The following is an 18,957-nucleotide window of genomic DNA, read 5'->3' as shown; positions in this document are numbered from 1 at the left end:
GTGACTGGCAAAAGCGCTGAACGCCTCGCTCCGCGAAAACGTGCGGCAACTCGGTTCGTGCACTTGCATTTCCGAATCACCAATCACGAATCACGAATCCCGGCTCCTCAACCATACACCGGATACTTCCTGCACTGCGCGGTCACCTTCTCGCGCACCGCGGCGATGACCGCCTCGTCGGCCGGCGCATCGAGCACGTCGGCGATCCAGTTGGCCAGGTCCACGCAGTCCTGCTCCAGGTAGCCGCGCGTGGTGATCGCCGGCGTGCCCAGGCGCAGGCCCGAGGTCACGAACGGCGAGCGCGGATCGTTCGGCACCGAATTCTTGTTGACGGTGATGTGGGCCTTGCCCAGCGCCGCCTCCGCGTCCTTGCCGGACACGTCCTTGCCGATCATGTCGACCAGCATCAGGTGGTTCTGGGTGCCCCCGGAGACGATCTTGTAGCCGCGCGCGATCAGCGTATCCGCCATCGCCTGGGCGTTCTTCACCACCTGTTGCTGGTAGCTCTTGAACTCCGGCTCCAGCGCCTCCTTGAAGGCCACCGCCTTGGCCGCGATCACGTGCATCAGCGGGCCGCCCTGGATGCCCGGGAACACGATCGACTGCAGCTTCTTGATCAGCTCCTCGTCTGCGCCCTTGGCCAGGATGATGCCGCCGCGCGGGCCGCGCAGGGTCTTGTGGGTGGTCGAGGTGACCACGTGCGCGTGCGGCAGCGGGTTCGGGTAGACCCCGGCCGCGACCAGGCCGGCCACGTGCGCCATGTCGACGAAGAGATAGGCGCCGACCTTGTCGGCGATGGCGCGGAAGCGCGCCCAGTCGATCTGCTGCGAGTAGGCCGAGAAGCCGGCCACCACCATCTTCGGCTTGTGCTCCAGCGCCAGCCGCTCGACCTCGTCGTAGTCGATCAGGCCCTGGTCGTTCACCCCGTACTGCACGGCGTTGAACAGCTTGCCGGAAGCGTTGACCTTGGCGCCGTGGGTCAGGTGGCCGCCATGCGCCAGGCTCATGCCCAGGATGGTGTCGCCCGGCTGCAGCAGCGCGAAGTACACCGCCTGGTTGGCCTGCGAGCCGCTGTGCGGCTGCACGTTGGCGTAGTCGGCGCCGAACAGCTGCTTGACCCGGTCGATCGCCAGCTGTTCGGCGACGTCCACGTACTCGCAGCCGCCGTAGTAGCGCTTGCCCGGGTAGCCTTCGGCGTACTTGTTGGTCAGCTGGCTGCCCTGCGCCTCCATCACGCGCGGGCTGGCGTAGTTCTCGCTGGCGATCAGCTCGACGTGATCCTCCTGGCGGCGGGCCTCGTCGGCGATGGCCTTGGCCAGTTCGGGATCGTAGGTTTCGATACGGGCGTCGCGCGGGAACATCGGCTCTCCGGGGCAGCTGAAGGGGGCGGTTGGAGCCGGAAATTGTAAGCCCCATGCGGGCTTGTGACCAATTCGCGCCCGCCGGGGACCCCCATACCGGTACGCGGTCCGCAAAAAGCCGGCGCCGCCCGCGCGGGCCCACGAAAAAGGGCGCACGTCGCCGTGCGCCCTTCTCCCGTCGCCTGCGGCGGGCCGGTCAGTGGTTGAGCACCAGGTCGGCGATGATGCCGGTGGCGATGGCCACCATCAGGAAGTTGCCCGTGTCGTCGCGGACCCAGTGGTAGCCGCGGGGCGGGCGGCGCAGGTAGTAGCGCGGGTAGTCGTCCACCACGTAGATCGGGCCGCGGTAGGAATCGTAGTAGCGGCGGCCCACGGCCCAGCCGTACGGGGGGCCTGCGCGGTACACCGGCGCCGGCCGGTAGTAGCGGTCGTCGCGGCGGCCGTCGTAGTAGCCGCGGTAGTAGGCGTCGCGGCGCCCCTGGTAGCGCTCGTAACGGTCGTAGCGATCCCGGCGGTCATGACGGTCGTGGCGGCCGTAGTCGCGGTCGCCGCGATCCCAGCCGCGGTCCCAGCCATGGCCGCGACCGTCGGCCATCGCGGCAGGCGCTACGGCGCCCAGCGCCAACACGGACGTCAGGGCAAGGGCAATCAGACGGATCGGTTTCATGGCGGCTCCAAGGCTCGTTGGTGTCACGGCTGCAATATTGCGCCATGTAGATGAACCAGCATTGGCTGGAATCGGTTACCCCCCGCCCCCATTTATCGGCCAGTCGGCAGGCCCTCCGGCAAGCCCCGCGGGCGTTGCCGCTATACTTGCCGCATCCCTTCAGATCCCCCACCCGTCCGCTCGCCGGGCCGGGCCGAAAGCGCGCCAGGAGACTGCATGTCGTCGCAATACATCTACACCATGAACCGGGTCAGCAAGGTGGTCCCGCCGAAACGGCAGATCATCAAGGACATCTCGCTGTCGTTCTTCCCGGGCGCCAAGATCGGCTTGCTGGGCCTGAACGGCGCCGGCAAGTCCACGGTGCTGAGGATCATGGCCGGCGTGGACACCGATTTCGAGGGCGAGGCCCGCCCGCAGCCGGGCATCAAGGTCGGCTACCTGGCCCAGGAACCGGAGCTCGACCCCAGCAAGACCGTGCGCGAGTCCGTCGAGGAAGGCGTCGGCGAGGTGCTGCAGGCGCAGGCCGCGCTGGAGAAGGTCTACGCCGCCTATGCCGAGGAAGGCGCCGACTTCGACGCCCTGGCCAAGGAGCAGGAGCGCCTGGAGGCGATCCTCGCCGCCGGCGACGCGCACACGCTGGAGAACCAGCTGGAAGTGGCCGCCGACGCGCTGCGCCTGCCGCCGTGGGACGCCAAGATCGCCAATCTGTCCGGCGGCGAGAAGCGCCGCGTCGCGCTGTGCCGCCTGCTGCTGCAGAAGCCGGACATGCTGCTGCTCGACGAGCCGACCAACCACCTCGACGCCGAGTCGGTCGAGTGGCTGGAACAGTTCCTGGCCCGCTACACCGGCACCGTGGTGGCGGTCACCCACGACCGCTACTTCCTGGACAACGCCGCCGAGTGGATCCTGGAACTCGACCGCGGCCGCGGCATTCCGTGGAAGGGCAACTACACCGAGTGGCTGGTGCAGAAGGACGAGCGCCTGAAGCAGGAAGAGAACCAGGAGAAGGCGCGCCAGAAGGCGATCCAGAAGGAACTGGAATGGTCGCGCCAGAACGCCAAGGGCGGCCGCTCCAAGGGCAAGGCGCGCCTGGCCCGGCTGGAAGAGCTGCAATCGCAGGACTACCAGAAGCGCAACGAGACCAACGAGATCTTCATCCCGCCGGGCGAGCGCCTGGGCAACTCGGTGATCGAGTTCAAGAACGTCTCCAAGAAGTTCGGCGACCGCCTGCTGATCGACAACCTGTCGATGATCGTGCCGCCGGGCGCGATCGTCGGCATCATCGGCCCGAACGGCGCCGGCAAGTCGACCCTGTTCAAGATGATCACCGGGCAGGAGAAGCCGGACTCGGGCGAGATCGTGATCGGCCCGACCGTGAACCTGGCCTACGTGGACCAGAGCCGCGGCGCGCTGGAACCGAACAACACGGTGTTCCAGGAGGTTTCCGGCGGGCTGGACATCCTCAACATCAACGGCATCGAGATCCAGTCGCGCGCCTACATCGGCCGCTTCAACTTCAAGGGCCCGGACCAGCAGAAGCTGGTCGGCACGCTGTCCGGCGGCGAGCGCGGCCGGCTGCACATGGCCAAGACCCTGCTGCAGGGCGGCAACGTGCTGCTGCTCGACGAGCCGTCCAACGACCTGGACATCGAGACCCTGCGCGCGCTGGAGGATGCGCTGCTGGAGTTCCCGGGCAACGCCTTCGTGATCTCGCACGACCGCTGGTTCCTGGACCGCATCGCCACGCACATCCTCGCCTTCGAGGGCGACTCGCACGTGGAGTTCTTCCAGGGCAACTACCGCGAGTACGAGGAAGACAAGAAGCGCCGCCTCGGCGACGACGCCGGCCCGAAGCGCCTGCGGTTCAAGGCGCTGAAGTGACGATTTGGCCCGGGGCCGCAACGCGGCCCCGGCTTTGCCAAACCGTCATCCCCGCGCAGGCGTGGGTGAGGACGGGTCGCTTGCGAGCCACCGGCTCGCACCCGGCCGAACGCCCTCGCGCTGTGCGCGGGGGCCGGGGATCGAAGATCCAGCGACTTTCGCCCAGATCGCGCTGAAGCCACTGCCCCGCCCTCGCGGGGGCGACGAGCGCCGGCTCACAACTCGTACGACAGCACGTCCTCGAAGCCGAACTTGCCGAAGTCGACGATGCGCGAGGGATACAGCCGGCCGATCAGGTGGTCGTGCTCGTGCTGCACCACCCGCGCATGGAATCCCTCGGCCTCGCGTTCCAGCGGGGTGCCATCGGGCAACACGCCGCGGTAACGGATGCGGCGCCAGCGCGGAATGACGGCGCGCAGGCCCGGGATCGACAGGCAACCTTCCCAGCCATCCTCCCTCTCGTCGGAAAGCGGCACGATCTCGACGTTGGCCAGCGCGGTGCGCGGCACCGGCGGGGCGTCCGGATAGCGCTGGCTGCTATCGAAGCCGAACACCATCAGCTGCAGGTCCACCGCGATCTGCGGCGCGGCCAGGCCGACGCCATGCGCAGCGTCCATGGTCTCGAACATGTCGGCCACCAAGGCGTGCAGCTCCGGCGTGTCGAAACGCTCGACCGGCGGCGCCAGGCGCAGCAGGCGCGGGTCGCCCATGCGGATGATTTCCCGGATCATCGGGACCTCCTGGAGAGTTCGCCGGCATTATCGCGCACGAAAGCGCCCGTGCCGGTTCAGCGGAACTCGCCGTACGGCTCCAGCGGCGACACGGGGAGCGGGAGGTTGCCCTGCCAGGGTTGCAGCGCATAGCGCAGATAGACCTGGAACGTGTTCGGCGAGAAATCGCGGCTGCGCTGCAGCGTCCCGGCGGCACCGAGCACGAAGTGGTCGCCCAGCCGGCGCTCGACCGCGGCATATACGCGATATCCGGTACCGCTGCTGTGGCCGCCGCTCGTATACAGGCTCGCCTCGTCCAGCGCGACGGGACCGTACTGCGCAGCCAGGCCGTCCAACACGCGCCCGATCGATGCCTGGTCGGGGAACCGGCTGACGCGGTCGGTGCGGGCGCTGGATACGCCAAGCGAAGCGTCCACGCGCACCGACCAGTCCGCGTTGCGCCAGGCGAAACCCACCGGCAGGCTCAGCGACGCGTAGCGCTGCGGACTGTAGTAGCCGCCCTGCCCCAGCGAATAGCCGCCCAGGTCGTGCCGGTACTGCCAGTACATCGCGGTGGCGCCCACGTCCAGGCGCAGGTCGGGGCGCTGGATCAGCTTGTGGTACCAGCCGGCCATGGCGCGGGCGCGGTCGTTGCCGGCCACGTTGCGGCCGGTCAGCCGATGCCAGCTCCAGTTCGACCAGACGCCGTTGCGTCCTCCCTGGTCGTAGCCGAGGCTGAAGGTCGCACCGTTGGCGGTAACCCCGCCCCACGCGATGCCGCTGCGCGGATCGATCGCGCCGGCCTGCGAAAGCAGCGAATTGGTCATGGGCCGCCGCGACAGCGTCGCTCCCCAACCGAGCACGCCCCAGTCGCCGCTGAGCGTCACCCCGCCCAGCCAATTGCCCACCGCGTAGCCCGAGGGCGTATGGCCGACGTCGATTTCCAGGCGTTCGTCCAGGGTACGCCAGCCCACGGCCCAGCCCACGCCGGAGTCCAGCCGCTGGTGCACGTGCGTGGCACAGCCCGGCGCGCGCTGGCGGCTGCCGTCGGCCAGCACCAGGTCGAGGTCGCAGGTACCGAAATCGTCTTCGTAGGTTCCTGCGGCGTCGGTGCGGAAACGCCCCGTGTCCATGTGGACCTGCTCCAGGCGCGCCCACCCCAGCCCTCCGGCGAACGGGGCGTCCAGGTGGGCGATGCGGGTATCGCGCGACAGCCTGGAGATGCCCGGCGTCCCGTCGTTGCGCCGGTCGGACGCCTGCATGACGGTGAGGGTCGGATTCTGCTGCTGGTACAGGGTTTCGACATCGCTGCGCAGGCTGCGCCGCAGCCAGTCGTCGCCCCCGGCCTCGCGGCTGGCCCTGGTCAGCGCGCGATCGTCGCGCGGCCGCACCTGCGACGGATCGAGCAGGCCGTTCTCCTGCATCGCATGCGCGTACAGATCGAGCGCCTGCTGCGGATCCTCCTTCCGGACCAGCCTGGCGGCATCGCGCCAAGCCTGGGGATCGGGGCCGTTCTTGCGGGCCAGCAGGTCGCGCAGGATCGCCAGCGCCTTGGCATCCTCGCGCAGGTCGGTCCAGATCGCCGCCAGCTGGCGTTGTTGCCCGAAGTCGTCGCTGGCGACGGCCGGGGGCGCGCTGGCCATCTGCCGGCGGGCCCGCTCGGTCTCGCCCAGCCCCAGCCAGCTCCGCAGGCGGCCGAGCTGGGCGTCGACGTTGTCCGGCTGTTCGGCCAGCACCTGTTCGTAGGCCTGCACGGCCTGCGCGTGGTCGCCGCGCAACCGGGCCCAGTCGGCGAGCATGAGCGTGTACTCCGCGCGGTGCGGCTGCGCGCGCAGCAGCGCGACGGCCTCGGGCTCGCGTCCTTGCGCGCGCAGCTCCCAGGCGCGGTCGACGACCTGCTGGCGCTGCAGGCGATCGGACAGGGCCAGCATGTCCGCGTCCCAGGACTCGCGCGGCACCTGGCCGAGGGCCTGCAGCGCCTGCGGCAGGCGATCGGACGAAGCGAGGTAGAGGGCTTGCGCATAGCGCGGCACGGGCAGGTTCCCGGCATGCTCGAGCATGTCCTGGATCACCGCGTCGGCTTCGCCGGTGCGCCCGGCGGCACGCAACTCGTTGGCCAACGCATAGGCCAGCCAGGGATCGGCGGGCAGCTCCCGGCGCAGTCGTTCCCCGAGCGCCAGCGCGCCGGCGGCGTCCCCGCGCGCCAGCGCCTGCGCACGTTGTTCGCGCAACCGCGACAGCTGCAGCCGGTGCAACTCCTCGGCATACGGCAAGCGCTGCGCCGCGGGCAGCGTCGCGGCGAACGCCTCGAGCCGGTCGGGAGCGGTCCGGCCGTACAGCTGCACCAGCTTGCGGATCACGTTGGCGTCGTTCGGCGCGATCCGCCGCGCCGCCTGCAGCTGCCGTTCGGCGGCGGCATCGTCGCCGCGCGCGACCGCCACGTCCGCCAGGCCGATCATGGCGTTGACCTCGCGCGGACGCTGCCGCCGGGCCTGGGCGTAGAGCGCCTCCGCCGCGTCCGGATCGCCGCCCTCCAGGGCCGCGTCGCCCCGCTCCAGCAGCAGCCAGTAGCGCGTGCTCGCGGCCAGGTCGTACCACTTGTCGTTGCCGCTGCCGTCGGGCAATGCACGCTGCGCACGCTGGAAATAGTCCAGTGCCTGTTCGCGGCGGCCCTGGCGCATCAGCGCCAGCCCCATTCCGCCGAGGAAATCCGGTTCCCGCGGGTAGCCGCGGAGCGCCTGCGCGAAGGCCTGCTCGGCCTCGGCGTTGCGGCCGGCGTCCAGCAGTTGCAGGCCGTGCTGGCCCGCCCGCCAGTTCGGGTCGCGGACCAGGCGGGATTGTTCCTGGTAGCGCTTGCGCGCGTCCTCGATCTGCGCCCAGCCCGGATAGCGGGCGATGAAGGCCTGCAGGCGGCGCACGGTGCGGTCGTTGGCCGGCTGGTCGGACAGGTAGTCCCATTCGCTTTGCGCGGCGAGCGCGAGCGTTTCCGGATTGCGGCCCATGCGCTGCAGGGCGGCCAATGCCTCTTCGTCCCGGCCGGCGGCGAACAGGAAGCGCGACAGCGCCTGCAGCAGCGCGGGATTGCCGGGATAGGCGCGGTCCAGCGCCGCCAGGCGCTCGATCGCCAGGGCGCGGCCGGACCGCTCGTCGCCGCGCAGGCGCCAGTACTCGATGCCCAACTGCAGGCCGGGAGGATCGTCGTCGAACAGGCGCCGGTAGATCGCAAGCGCTTCGGCCGTGCGACCGCCGGTGGCGTACAGGCGAGCCTGCTGCAGTTCCTGCTGCTGGTCGCCACGGTAGGCGCGCCACAAGCGCTCGGCCGCGGCCAGCTCGCGCGTCCCGGCCCCGGCCTCGCGCAACCGTTGCAGCGTCGCCGCCGCGTCGTCCAGCTTCTGCCGCGACAGCTGCACTTCCAGGATCGCCACCATCGTCGCGCGGTCGTCGGGGGCCAGCAGCCGCAGCCGCGCCAGCGCATCCTCGATGAGTTCCTGCCGGCCGGTGGCCTCGCCGATGCGCACCTGCTGCAGCAGCCATTGGCGCTGCTCCGGCACCGTGCCGGCCGGCACGGCCGGCAGCGCCTGCGCGCAAACGCCTCCGGCGAGGCCGGCCAGGGCCACGCCGCCGAAGGCGAACATCGAGCGAGCCCGGGAGATCATCCGCGATCCGGATCCAGGCGGCGCTGCGAGACCCAGCGCAGCGCGCGCCAGAGCAGGAACGCCACCATCAGCACCACGAGCACGGCGAGCGCGGCGAGCAGCGCGGGATGGTCGGCCAGGTGGTACCAGAGCAGCAGCCACCACGGCAGCGATCCGACGAAGTAATGCTCGCCGACGAACTGGCTGCTGATGCCGGAGCTGCGCAGGATCGCGACCGATCCGGCGATGGCCTGGCGCTTGCCGATGTCGGCGAGCGCCTCGTCGAGCAGCGCGTAGTCGGCGTCGTGGGTCGCCGCCAGCGAGACGATGCTGCGCTGCGCGTGCCGGGGCGATTGCAGGCCGATGATCGCCGCGAACGGGGCATCGGCGCTCATCGCCACGCGGTTGATCGCCGCGTCGGACTGCGGGTTGCCCTGGCGCGCGGCCTCGACGGCGGCCTTGGGATCCGCGGTGCGGCCGCTGAGCAGGACGGTGCGCTGGTTCTCGATCAGCAACGAAAGCTTGTCGCTGCCGCGCAGCTCGTCGGGCAGCGCCCCCAGCACCAGCAAGTCGGCGTCCAGCGCGCTGGCTTGCTTCCAGTCGTCGCTCACCCGCAGGCCATAGGCCGGGTAGCCGCTCTGCACGCCCAGGCCGCCGATCAGGTCGAGCAGCAGGCCCACCTGTGCCGCACTGGCCTTGGGCGGCATCAGCACGACGGTTTCGGAAAGGTCGGCCATGCGGGTGAACGGGAAACCGCTCAGCGCGAACGCGGACAGGTCCGGCAGGCCCATGTAGTGGTGGAAACCGGAGAAGTCGATGGTCGAATCTTCCTCGATCGCCGCCTGCAGGTTTGGAGGCAGCACGGTCTGGCAATGGTCGCGCTGCGCGCTGCCCATCACGCTGGCGAAATTGAAATCGAAGCGGAGCTGGTTGCGGTCGCCGAGCTTGAGCGCCGGGATCAGCAGCTTGCCGTCGCCGCTGCCGGCGTCGGAGCTGAGCACCGGCAGCCTGATTTCGTCCATGCCTTGCTTGCCGGACCGGCGGATCAACGGGAAGCTCGAGATGAACTGGTCGTTGATGCTGATGCTCAGGCGCGATTCGTCGCTGCTGAACGGCGGCGTATAGCGGTAGCGCAAGCTCAGCGGGATGCCCTGGTTGCGCCAGATGAACAGGTCCGGCGGCAGGTTGAGGTTGACGGTGATCGGCTGCGGCGAAACGCCCGAGGCGCGCAACTGCTGCGGATAGTCCAGCAGTTCGGCCAGGCGCACCGGACGGTCGGTGCGCACCCAGTTGGGCGCGTCGTAAGGCTTGCGCGGCGCCAGTTCCTTGACCCCGTCGATGCTCACGCGGGTACCGCGGAAGAGCGCGTTGCCGGATGCCATGGCCGCCACCGCCGTCTGCAGGTCTTCGTCGTTGCGGCCGAGGACCAGCAACAGCTTGCGCTGCGGATCCTGCGGCAGCGACGCGAGCTCCACCACCGGCCCCTGGACGGGAGCGTGGCCGGCGATGAACGCCGGGAACCTGCCGTTGACCGCGAACACGACCGCATGCCCGGCGTCGGGAAGCCGGTCGTAGCTGACCGGGAAGCGGGCCTGGCGCCACCAGCCCGCCATCGCCCCGAAGTAGGACGCCATCACGGCGGCGGCGCGCTGCTGCGCCAGCGACGGCGTGCCGGCGAACACCACCGGCAGTTCCAGGCGCGCCGTGTCGCGCGGATCGAAGAACGGCAGCGGGAAATTGGCCAGGTCGTCCTGCATGGCCAGCGGCTGCCCGCCCAGGCGCAGCGTGCTGGCGCTGGACACGTTGACCCACAGCGAGCTGTGGGTGGGCTCCTCGCAGATGTCGGTGTAATGGCCGACGAACTCCAGGCGCACCTGGTTGAAATCGGCGATCAGGCGCGCGTCCAGCGGCACGTTGGCCTGCACCGGCCGGCCGAGCTGGTCGCCGGCGATCGGCACCACGTCCATCAGCGCGTCGTTGAGGTAGACCCGCAGGTGCGACAGCGTGGGCAGCAACGCCGGCGACGGCGTGAAGCTCAACTGCAGCTCGGCCTGCCGCACCAGTCGATCGCGCCGCACCTGGAACTCGTAGGTGGCGGTGGTGCGCACGCCGGAAAGCATCACGTCCTGCCTGCGGCCGAGATCGGCGAAGCTGCTGCTCCGTTGCCAGGGCCATTGGCCGCCGGTCCACACGCTCGCTCCGGCCGGTGCGCCGGCCGGGGAAGCGTCCGCGCCGCCCGCCGGCGCCGGCGCGGGCGGCGCTTGTGCCGAGTCCGGCAAGGATGCGGCCGCCGGCATGGGCGGAACGACGATGCGTGCCGCGCCGCTGCCTTGCGCGGCGGGCAGTGCGAGCAACGGCAGCATCAGCCAACGGAGGTAGGAATGGGGGCTCATGGGCGGAACCTGGCATCGGCTGCATCAGCCGGAACGAAGGGAATCGGTCGTTGTGGCGCGAAGCTGGCCAACCAGCGCAGCGCGCGCCGGCTCCAGTGCATGGGGCGGTCGAGGTCGAACGGCGCGAAATCGCCCACGCGGCGATAGCCGCGCCAACCCAGCGCCATCACCGCCCATAGGCTGCGCGGCAGGCTCATCGGCTCGTAGCCCACGTGCCAGTCCAGCCACGCGTCGGCGCGGGCGAACGTGCACTGCGCGAATTCCACGCGCTGTTGCTCGCCGGCGAAGTCCAGCAGCACGCCCAGCCGGGAGTCCACGCAGCGCTGGACGATTCCGCGGAAGGCGAACTCGCGGCGGCCGCGCGCGAGCAGCAGCACGACCGGCGTCCCGTCCGCCAGCTGCGGCGCCTGCGCGAGTTCGATGCCCACGCCGTCGCTGGAGTAGTCGTGCAGCGTGCCGCGCAGGGCGCGGCCGTCGGGCAGTTGCACCGCCACCGGCAAGCGCGTGCTGACACGGTGCGTCTTGCGCACCTGCTGGACCTCGGCCGCCACCGCCAGCGCGCCGCCGACGATGAGCAGGTTGTAGAGCACCCACAGCGAACTGACGATCACCGTGCCGCGCTCGTCGGCCGGCCCGTGCGCGAAGCGCCACACCGCGAAGCAGAGCCCGAGCACGTTCAGCACCGCCAGCACGAAGTAGGGCCGCGCCACTTTCCAGTCGAAGCGGTCCGCCGCCTGCATGCCGCCCTTGTCGGTGACGTTGAAGCGGCCGCGCCCCGGGCTGAACAACGCCACCGTGGTCGGCCGGGCGATGTACCACGCCAGCACCGTCTCGTAGACCTCGCCCCAGAACGGGCGGCGGTACTGGCCCTGGATGCGCGAGTTGGCGAGGCTCGCATGCGCCATGTGCGGCAGCACGAACAGCAGGATCGCCAGCGCCGGCGCGTAGATGATGTAGGCGTGCAGCAGCAGGAAGGCGAGCGGCGCCGTGAGGAACACCAGCCGGGGGATGCCCGCCAGGAAGTGCAGCATCGCGTTGGCGTAGCAGAATCGCTGGAAGATCGTCAGCCCCTTGCCGAGCAGCGGGTTGTCGACCCGGAAGATCTGCACCATGCCGCGGGCCCAGCGGATGCGCTGGTTCACGTGCGCCCCGAGGCTGTCGGTGGCCAGGCCCGCCGCCTGCGGGATGCGCAGGTAGGCGGAGTTCCAGCCGTTGCGGTGCAGGCGCAGCGCCGTGTGCGCGTCCTCGGTCACGGTCTCGGTGGCGAACCCGCCGATCTGGTCGATGGCCTCGCGTCGGATCACGGCGCAGGAACCGCAGAAGAACGAGGCGTTCCAGAGATCGTTGCCGTCCTGCACCAGGCCATAGAACAGCTCGCCCTCGTTCGGATCCCGGCGGAACACCCGCAGGTTGCGCTCGAACGGGTCGGGCGAGAAGAAGTGGTGCGGCGTCTGCACCAGCGCGAGGCGCCGGTCGCGCAGGAACCAGCCGGCCGTGATCTGCAGGAACGAACGCACCGGCAAGTGGTCGCAGTCGAAGATCGCCACCAGCTCGCCGTCGATCCTGCTCAGCGCATGGTTGAGGTTGCCGGCCTTGGCGTGGCGGTTGTCGCTGCGGGCGATGTAGTTGATGCCGACGCGTTCGGCGAATTCCCGGAACGCCGGCCTGCGGCCGTCGTCCAGCAGGTGGATGCGCAGTTTCTCCTGGGGCCAGTCCAGGCCCAGGGCGGCGTACACCGTGTGCCGCACCAACGACAGGTCTTCGTTGTAGGTGGGGATCAGCACGTCCACCGTGGGCCACTGCGAGATGTCCGCGGGCAAGGGAGCCGGCTTGCGGTTCAGCGGCCAGGCCACCTGCACGTACCCGAGCATCAGCACCAGCCAGGAATAGGTCTCCGCGGCCAGCAGCACGAGCCCGCACACCAGGTCGAAGGTACTGTTCCAGTTCAGCGTCGCGGTATAGCGCCACCACAGGTAGCGGCACGAAACCGTCACCGACAGCACCACCAGCATCAAGGTCGCGTAGCGGCCGGGCATGCGCCTTACCAGCAGGGCGATGGCCCACAGCAGCGCGACGAAGACGAACTGGGCGAGATAGTTGAACGGTTGGGTCACGCACAGCGCGGCCAGCGCCAGCGTCGACACGCCGGCCGCGAGCGTGCCCCACCGCCGCGTCCGCGGCGCCAGCGACCCCGACCAGGCCAGGGCGCGTTGCCAGAGGGCGCTGTTCCATATCCTGGACGGCGCGCCCTGGAGCAGGCCGAAGTAGCGCGCCCGGCCACGCCCGGCCACGCCCCGCATCGTCGCCAGGTTCCGGCGGCCGGCCCGCGCGAACCGATGGCGGCGTTCCGACGTCTTCGGCGCCCCGCGCACCAGCGCCACCCAGACGGCCTGGATCAGAAGCCGCAACGGATCGCCGATGCGCCAGCGCCGGCGCGACTGCAGTTGCGGGAACGCTTGGCGCACGTTTGCCGCGATGCCCTGCCAGGCCGGGCCTTCGAGCCGCAACAGCGCCCAGGCGACCAGTTGCGCCAGCCAGATCCAGTACAGGGTGATCCGGCGGGCCTGCAGCTTGCGCCGCAACTGCGGCCAGCTCAGGTAGTACAGGCGCATCACCCGTTCCTCCCCGGCGCCAGGCGCGCCGCCTGCGCCAGGCACCATACCGCCAGGCTGGCGATGTCGGCGGCGGCCAGGGAATCGGGCGCATGCAGGCCCAGCGGCGCCTTGCCGGCCAGGGCCTCCGGCACGCACGCGTCCTCGTGGATCGGCTGCGGGACCATCAGGCCCGCGTACTGGCGCAACCACAGCTGCATGAGGTCGCGCTGGACGATCGTGGCGGGATCGTAGCGATTGACCAGCAGCAAGCGTTTGTCGATGTCGCGCCGCCGATGCAGCAGCACGTGGCTGCCCGGGTCCACCGTGGTCAGCCGCAACGGCAGCGCGCACCCCGCGTGTTCGATCGCCGCCGCATGCGCCGGCCACCGCTGCGGCAGGTCGAAAAGGATCCAGTCGAACTGCGCTTCGATCGCCGCCAGGCGATCGGCCCAGCGTCCGGGCCGCGCGGCGAGGTCGCGCTCGACCTGCTCCGCTTCCCCGTCTTCCAGCAGGCCATACGGCAGCAGGGCCAGGCCGTCGTCGATGGCGAACGCGGCGTCCCGCCAGTCGCCGCCGTCCAGATCGGCACGCGCCCAGCCCCGTCCTTCCGACAACGGCAGGTTCATGTACAGGCCCAGCAGGTTGTCCGGGCTGGCGTCGACCACCAGCACGCGCTGGCGCTGTGCATGCAATGCCAGGGCCAGCCCGGCCAGTACCGCGGTGACGCCCACGCCGCCACGCACGCCCTGCAGCGACAGCGTCGTGCTCATCGGCCGGCACCGCCTTCGTCGAGGGCGGAGAGTTCCGCCAGCAGCGGCCAGCGCGCGAGCGCCTGGGCGCATTCGCGCCGCGCGGAGAAGTCGACGTAGGGCAGGTCCTGGATGTCCAGCCGGCGTCGCAGATAGCCGACGTCGTCCTCTCCCATCGGAAGCTGGAGCGCGGCCTGGGCCCCGGCGCCGGCCGGAAAAGCGGCTGGCGTGGACGGGTGCGGGACGGCACCGTTCGGCCCGGCGGCGCCGGGCAGTGGCTTCTCGGCCATCAGCGGCCCTCCTCCGGATAAGGCGTCCAGCCCGGGCTGCCTTTCAACTGCAGGTAGGGCTTGCCGTCGTAGTCGATCACCGTGGCGCCCTCGTTTTCCGATACCGACGGGGTCACCGGCAATCCCGTCAGCAGGGCATCCCAGTCGCGCGTGTCGGGCGGGGTCTGGGCGTTGAGCGCATAGACCCGCGACACCAGTTCGGAGATCGCCAGGTAGCTGCTCGGCTCGATGACGTGGCGCGGCCCGCCGCTGGCGGGAATGCCCATGCCGATCAGCTTGACTCCCACCGGCACGTGGGTGATGGAAGGACTCGGGATCTCGCGCATGCCGGGGATCTGCATGCGGTCCCCGTGCAATGCCGCGCCGTGCTCGGGCACGACCACGACCATCGCCCGGCGCCCGCTCTGCTCCAGGGCCTGGACGAACCCCGCCATGTCGTTGAGCACCATGTCGGCGCGCGCCTTGTAATCGGCGCTCGCCGCCCGCCCGTTGGCCGCGACGATGCGGTTGCCGTCATGCAGCGAGATGGTGTTGTAGAACAAGGCGACCTGGCTGGCCGGCTCGGCCAGGCGGCGCTTCCACCAGCTCAGCAGCACGTCCGCATCGCGCCGCAACGGCGAGTTGTCGAATGCGACGAGCGCGCGCGGCAACCCGCCGACGTCCATCGGTTTGGCCTGCAGGCCGCCGTAGGTGCCGAGCTCGCCGATGAAGTCGTCGAAGTGCCCGTCGTGGTTCATCGCCAGCTCGTTCTGGAACCCGAGCCGCTGCAGGTTGGAGAACAGCTGGCAATCGGCCGGCACCGGATCGAACAGGCGGGTATGCGAGGTCTGCCCGCAGCTTGCGCGCAGCAAACGGATCGCGGCCGGGCCGCTGTAGGCGGTGGCGGAATTGAAGTTGTCGAACACCACGTCCATGCGGTCCAGCAGGTTGTTCTTGCGCAGGCCGACCTCGTCGAGGTCGCTCCAGGCCAGCGAGCAGATGTTGAGGACGATGACGTCGAACGGCGCCCCGCTCCCCTGTGCCGGGAACTGCGTCTTCAGCGTGGCCTGCTGCTGGTAGAAGCTCGCCAGGTAGGCATCGAGCGCCTCGGTGGTCGCCGGCGCGCCCTTCCGCCCGGCCGTGGCCGAGCCGCCGGCCACGCTCGCCGCCGGGGCCTCGCGCCAATCGGCCGGCAACGGTATCGCCAGCGCCGCCATGCAGAGCATGCCGGCCACGCTCAGCGTGGTCATGCGCACCCAGGGCTTGAGCAGCCAGTAGGCGCCGGCCATGACGGCGAGCGCCGACACCATCGGCCAGTTGATGAAGCGCTGCAGCAGCTCCCACAGGTAGGCACCCGAGAAATCGAGCACGCCCGGTTGCGCCAGCAGCCGCTGGAACGGCGGCCACCAAGTGTCCTGGTAGTACAGCGCCACCGCGAACGGCAGCGCGACCAGGGTGCGCGCGATGCGCGCCCAGCGCCACGGCAGCGGCACCAGCAAGCCGGCGAGCAGCAGCAGGTTCGGCAGCACCTGCAGGTTCAACGCGCCCATCCAGGCCAGCACGACCTTGGACATGAAGTACAGGTTCCACCCCTTCAGGTCGGCCCAGGCGTACGGCGAGGTAGCCATCGAACGGTTCATGCCCGGTCCTCCGCCCGGTGGGCGCCATCCTGGCGCCGGCGTTCGCCTATCCGCCTGAAGTACCGGGGCGGGAGCCAAAGCGCCAGCCGCGCGCGCAACGCGCGCCAGATCGCTCCCAGCATCGCGCCCAAGGGGATCATCAAAAGCGCGCAAGCCGCGATCAGTCCCCACACCTGCTGGTCGTTCATTCACGCCCTCCGAGGCGCAGCGGCCGCGGCTGCAGGAACGGCCTGGCCGCGGGCGGGAATTCCGGCTCCGCCACCGGCAGCGGCCGGGCCGTCTCCGGATCGGCATCGATGGCATTCATCGTCGCCACGTCGTACTCGGCCAGGCGCTGGTAACCATCGAACATCTCCCGCCACGGCAAGCGGAACAGATTCTCCAGCGCACGCTCGACGCCATCGCTCCGGCACGCGAACAGGAACAGCCACACCTGCCGGCCATGGATGCAGGCGAGGTCGCCGCGCCGCCGGATCCGCAACTGCTGCAGCACCTGTTCCGGGCGCAGGCCGGCGACCGGTTGCAGCGCCAGTACCGCGCTCTCGACCATGCCGTCTTCCTGGGCGAACAGGTCGCCCACGATCTGGCGGAACCGCAGCGCGTCGACCACGCCTTCCACGTCCGGCGGCCGGTGCGCGCGGACCAAGCGTTCCGGGTCCTCCGGCAGCTGCCCGTACCAGCGCTGCCCCTGGATGGTCTCCAACAAGGTCAGGAAACGCGGCAACGGGATATTGGCCGGCACGATCAGGCTGGCTCCGCATTGGAGCAGCAGGCGTTCGTCGGCATAGCGCAGGCAGGGTGCCATCTCCCTCACGACCAGCTTCAGGCCGTTGCCGCGTTCGCTGCGGAGCCGGTAGAGCAGATGCGCCAGCGCGTCCACCTGGGCGTTTTCCTCGATCGCGAACACCACGCTGGCGGCCTGTGCCTGCAGCGCGGGCACGACCAGGGTGGACCAGCTTTCGTACAGCCGCCATGCGGGCGAGAACGGCGGCGCGCCCTCCAGCGCCCGGGCCTGTGCCAGGTGCAGGAAGCGGTCCCCGCCCTCCCGCACCACCGGCGCCGGCTCGTCCGCGGCGGCGATCAGGCCCAATGACCGGCCCGCGCGCTCCACCTGGAACTCGCGATGGGCCACGACGCCCGACTGGTTGGCCCAGAAATGGACCAGGTACTGCAGCGCCCCGCGATGCGGGTGCAGTTGGGCCACGCCCGAGCAGCTGCGATGCAACGGGAGCAGGCGTGGAGCGAGCGCGGCCACTTCGCCGTGGCACAGCAGCAACACGGTGTAGCGGCCAGCCCGGGCCCATTGCTGCAGTCGCCCGCACCACTGTGCCAGCCGCGCGTCGTCGAACGCCTCCAGGGCGGTCGCCGGGCACTGCACGATGCACAACGCACCGATCCGGCCTGCCGCACCGGCCATCTCGTCCGCCAAGCGCGGGAGGGCCCGGCGCACCTTGCCGGCGGGACATTGGTAGAGGCGAACGCGCGCCGGCCCTTCCTCGGCAGGCAGCAGCTCCAGCGACGGTGCCGGCGAACGGCCGAGTCCGGCCAGGACCGCCAGGCCGGCCGTCCCGGATCGCGCCAGCACGCCGGCCGCCAGCAGATCGGCATGGTCGGCGCCGGCGCAGGCCACCCAGTAGAGGCCTCCTGCCTGGAGGCCGGTGAACTCCGCTGGCATGCCCGTGATGTCGAGCGAAATCGACTGCAAGTCCAGTCCTCTCGGCTACGTAGTCGGTTCGTATCCAGAAGGGACGGCTTTGCGCCGTCTCGAAATACGCCCGCCCCAGATCAGTCAATTATATGACCATCGTCACATTTTTTCAGCCAAGGCCGTTAAGGTGAACGCGTTCATGAAACAAGTACATCAGGAAGCAGACGCCTGCGGCACGTCGAACACCTGCCTCAGGTAGGCCAGGTAACCCGGATCGTCGCACATGCTCTTGCCCGGCGAATCGCTGAGCTTGGCAACCGGCTGGCCGTTGCAGCGGGTCATCTTGAGCACGATGTTCAGCGGCGTCGGGCCCAGGTCGTTGGTCAGGTGGGTGCCCACGCCGAAGGACAGGCGGCAGCGGCCCTTGAAGTGGTCGTACAGGCGCTTGACCTTGGGGATGTCGAGGCCGTCGCTGAACACCAGCACCTTGGTGCGCGGATCGACGCGGTGCTGCTGCAGGTGCGCGATGATCCGCTCGCCCCACTCGAACGGATCTCCCGAGTCGTGGCGCATGCCGTCGAACAGCTTGCAGAAGTACATGTCGAAGTCGCGCAGGAACGCATCCAGGCCGACCACGTCCGACAGCGCGATGCCGAGGTCGCCGCGGTACTCGCGCGCCCACGACTCCAGCGCCGCCACCTGGGAGTCGCGCAGGCGCGGCCCCAGGGCCTGGAACGCCTGCAGGTACTCGTGCGCCATCGTGCCCAGCGGCGTGTAGCCGTACAGCTTGGCGAAATGGACGTTGCTGGTGCCGACGAAGTGCGCGCCCAGGCCCTCGGCCAGCAGCGGCAGCATGTCCCCGTGCCATTGCCGCGAGTAGCGCCGGCGGGTGCCGTAGTCGGCGATCAGGCAGCCCTCGTAGCCGGGCGCGTCGCGCAGCAGGTCGATCTTGGCCTGCAGGCGGCGCCGGCCCTCGGCGAAATCCGCCTCGCTGGTGTTGCGGAACCAGATCTCGTTGATGATCGCCAATAGCGGCACCTCGAACAGGATCGTGTGCAGCCAAGGGCCGCGGATCACCAGTTCGATCTCGCCCGGCGCCTTGTCCGAGGCGCGCAGTTGCACGTACTTGCGGTCCAGGTGGAACAGCCCGAGGAAATCGACGAAATCCGGCTTCACGAAGCGCAGCCGCCGCAGGTAATCGAGTTCGTCGGTTCGGAAGCGCAGCGAGCACAGGGCATCGATCTGCTCGGAGATCTCGTCCAGGTAGCGCGCCAGGTCGATGCCGGGCGTGCGGCAGCGGAAGCGGTATTCGACCTGCGCGGCGGGGTGCTGGTGCAGCACCGCCTGCATCATCGTGAACTTGTACAGGTCGGTGTCGAGCAGCGAGGTGATGATCATGCCGGCATTATG

General features: G+C 69.8%; 13 protein-coding genes. 1 reads left to right on the top strand and 12 read right to left on the bottom strand.

The genetic code is table 11. From position 1 onward, the window contains the following. Positions 1 to 107: 107 nt before the first annotated feature. Entirely contained in the window at positions 108 to 1,361 is a 1,254-nt protein-coding gene (glyA, locus tag M3M27_RS04240; RefSeq protein ID WP_434027267.1) for a serine hydroxymethyltransferase, read from the bottom strand. Between the two features lie 196 nt (positions 1,362 to 1,557). Continuing rightward, positions 1,558 to 2,028, bottom strand: a complete 471-nt coding sequence (locus M3M27_RS04235; protein ID WP_434027266.1) for an RcnB family protein — start codon at positions 2,026 to 2,028, stop codon at positions 1,558 to 1,560. Positions 2,029 to 2,244: 216 nt separating this feature from the next. Here M3M27_RS04235 and ettA point away from each other — a divergent pair, with 216 nt between their 5' ends. Beyond that, entirely contained in the window at positions 2,245 to 3,909 is a 1,665-nt protein-coding gene (gene ettA, locus M3M27_RS04230; RefSeq protein WP_434027265.1) for an energy-dependent translational throttle protein EttA, read from the top strand. A gap of 215 nt (positions 3,910 to 4,124) precedes the next feature. On the opposite strand, the gene def is transcribed toward ettA, so the two are convergent. From def to pncB, 10 genes are all read right to left on the bottom strand, one after another. After that, entirely contained in the window at positions 4,125 to 4,640 is a 516-nt protein-coding gene (gene def / locus M3M27_RS04225; protein ID WP_140719783.1) for a peptide deformylase, read from the bottom strand. Between the two features lie 56 nt (positions 4,641 to 4,696). After that, on the bottom strand, positions 4,697 to 8,275 hold the full coding sequence (gene bcsC / locus M3M27_RS04220) for a cellulose synthase complex outer membrane protein BcsC (RefSeq protein WP_434027264.1): 3,579 nt from the start codon (positions 8,273 to 8,275) through the stop codon (positions 4,697 to 4,699). Continuing rightward, positions 8,272 to 10,647 (bottom strand): cellulose biosynthesis cyclic di-GMP-binding regulatory protein BcsB, encoded by a 2,376-nt coding sequence (gene bcsB / locus M3M27_RS04215; protein ID WP_434027263.1) that lies wholly within the window; start codon positions 10,645 to 10,647, stop codon positions 8,272 to 8,274. The genes bcsC and bcsB overlap by 4 nt, the downstream gene beginning before the upstream one ends. After that, positions 10,644 to 13,259, bottom strand: coding sequence for a UDP-forming cellulose synthase catalytic subunit (gene bcsA / locus M3M27_RS04210; protein ID WP_434027262.1), 2,616 nt, complete (start codon positions 13,257 to 13,259; stop codon positions 10,644 to 10,646). The genes bcsB and bcsA overlap by 4 nt, the downstream gene beginning before the upstream one ends. Further along, positions 13,259 to 14,011: a cellulose biosynthesis protein BcsQ gene (gene bcsQ, locus M3M27_RS04205; protein WP_434027261.1), complete on the bottom strand. Its 753-nt coding sequence runs from the start codon at positions 14,009 to 14,011 to the stop codon at positions 13,259 to 13,261. Before bcsQ ends, bcsA begins: the two co-directional genes overlap by 1 nt. Continuing rightward, positions 14,008 to 14,280 (bottom strand): cellulose biosynthesis protein BcsR, encoded by a 273-nt coding sequence (bcsR, locus tag M3M27_RS04200; RefSeq protein WP_434027260.1) that lies wholly within the window; start codon positions 14,278 to 14,280, stop codon positions 14,008 to 14,010. The genes bcsQ and bcsR overlap by 4 nt, the downstream gene beginning before the upstream one ends. Then, complete coding sequence (gene bcsG / locus M3M27_RS04195) at positions 14,280 to 15,899, bottom strand: cellulose biosynthesis protein BcsG (RefSeq protein ID WP_434027259.1); 1,620 nt, start codon at positions 15,897 to 15,899, stop codon at positions 14,280 to 14,282. The genes bcsR and bcsG overlap by 1 nt, the downstream gene beginning before the upstream one ends. After that, positions 15,896 to 16,087 carry a cellulose biosynthesis protein BcsF gene (gene bcsF / locus M3M27_RS04190; protein ID WP_434027258.1) on the bottom strand — a complete coding sequence of 64 codons (192 nt, stop codon included), beginning with the start codon at positions 16,085 to 16,087 and terminating at the stop codon, positions 15,896 to 15,898. Before bcsF ends, bcsG begins: the two co-directional genes overlap by 4 nt. Next, positions 16,084 to 17,604 carry a cellulose biosynthesis protein BcsE gene (gene bcsE, locus M3M27_RS04185; protein WP_434027257.1) on the bottom strand — a complete coding sequence of 507 codons (1,521 nt, stop codon included), beginning with the start codon at positions 17,602 to 17,604 and terminating at the stop codon, positions 16,084 to 16,086. The genes bcsF and bcsE overlap by 4 nt, the downstream gene beginning before the upstream one ends. 156 nt (positions 17,605 to 17,760) lie before the next feature. Next, positions 17,761 to 18,945 carry a nicotinate phosphoribosyltransferase gene (gene pncB / locus M3M27_RS04180; protein WP_140719990.1) on the bottom strand — a complete coding sequence of 395 codons (1,185 nt, stop codon included), beginning with the start codon at positions 18,943 to 18,945 and terminating at the stop codon, positions 17,761 to 17,763. Between the last annotated feature and the right edge of the window lie 12 nt (positions 18,946 to 18,957).

Origin of the sequence: Xanthomonas boreopolis (genome assembly GCF_046529185.1) — a bacterium.
Lineage (GTDB): Bacteria > Pseudomonadota > Gammaproteobacteria > Xanthomonadales > Xanthomonadaceae > Pseudomonas_S > Pseudomonas_S boreopolis.
This window is presented reverse-complemented; position numbering and strand designations above follow the sequence as displayed.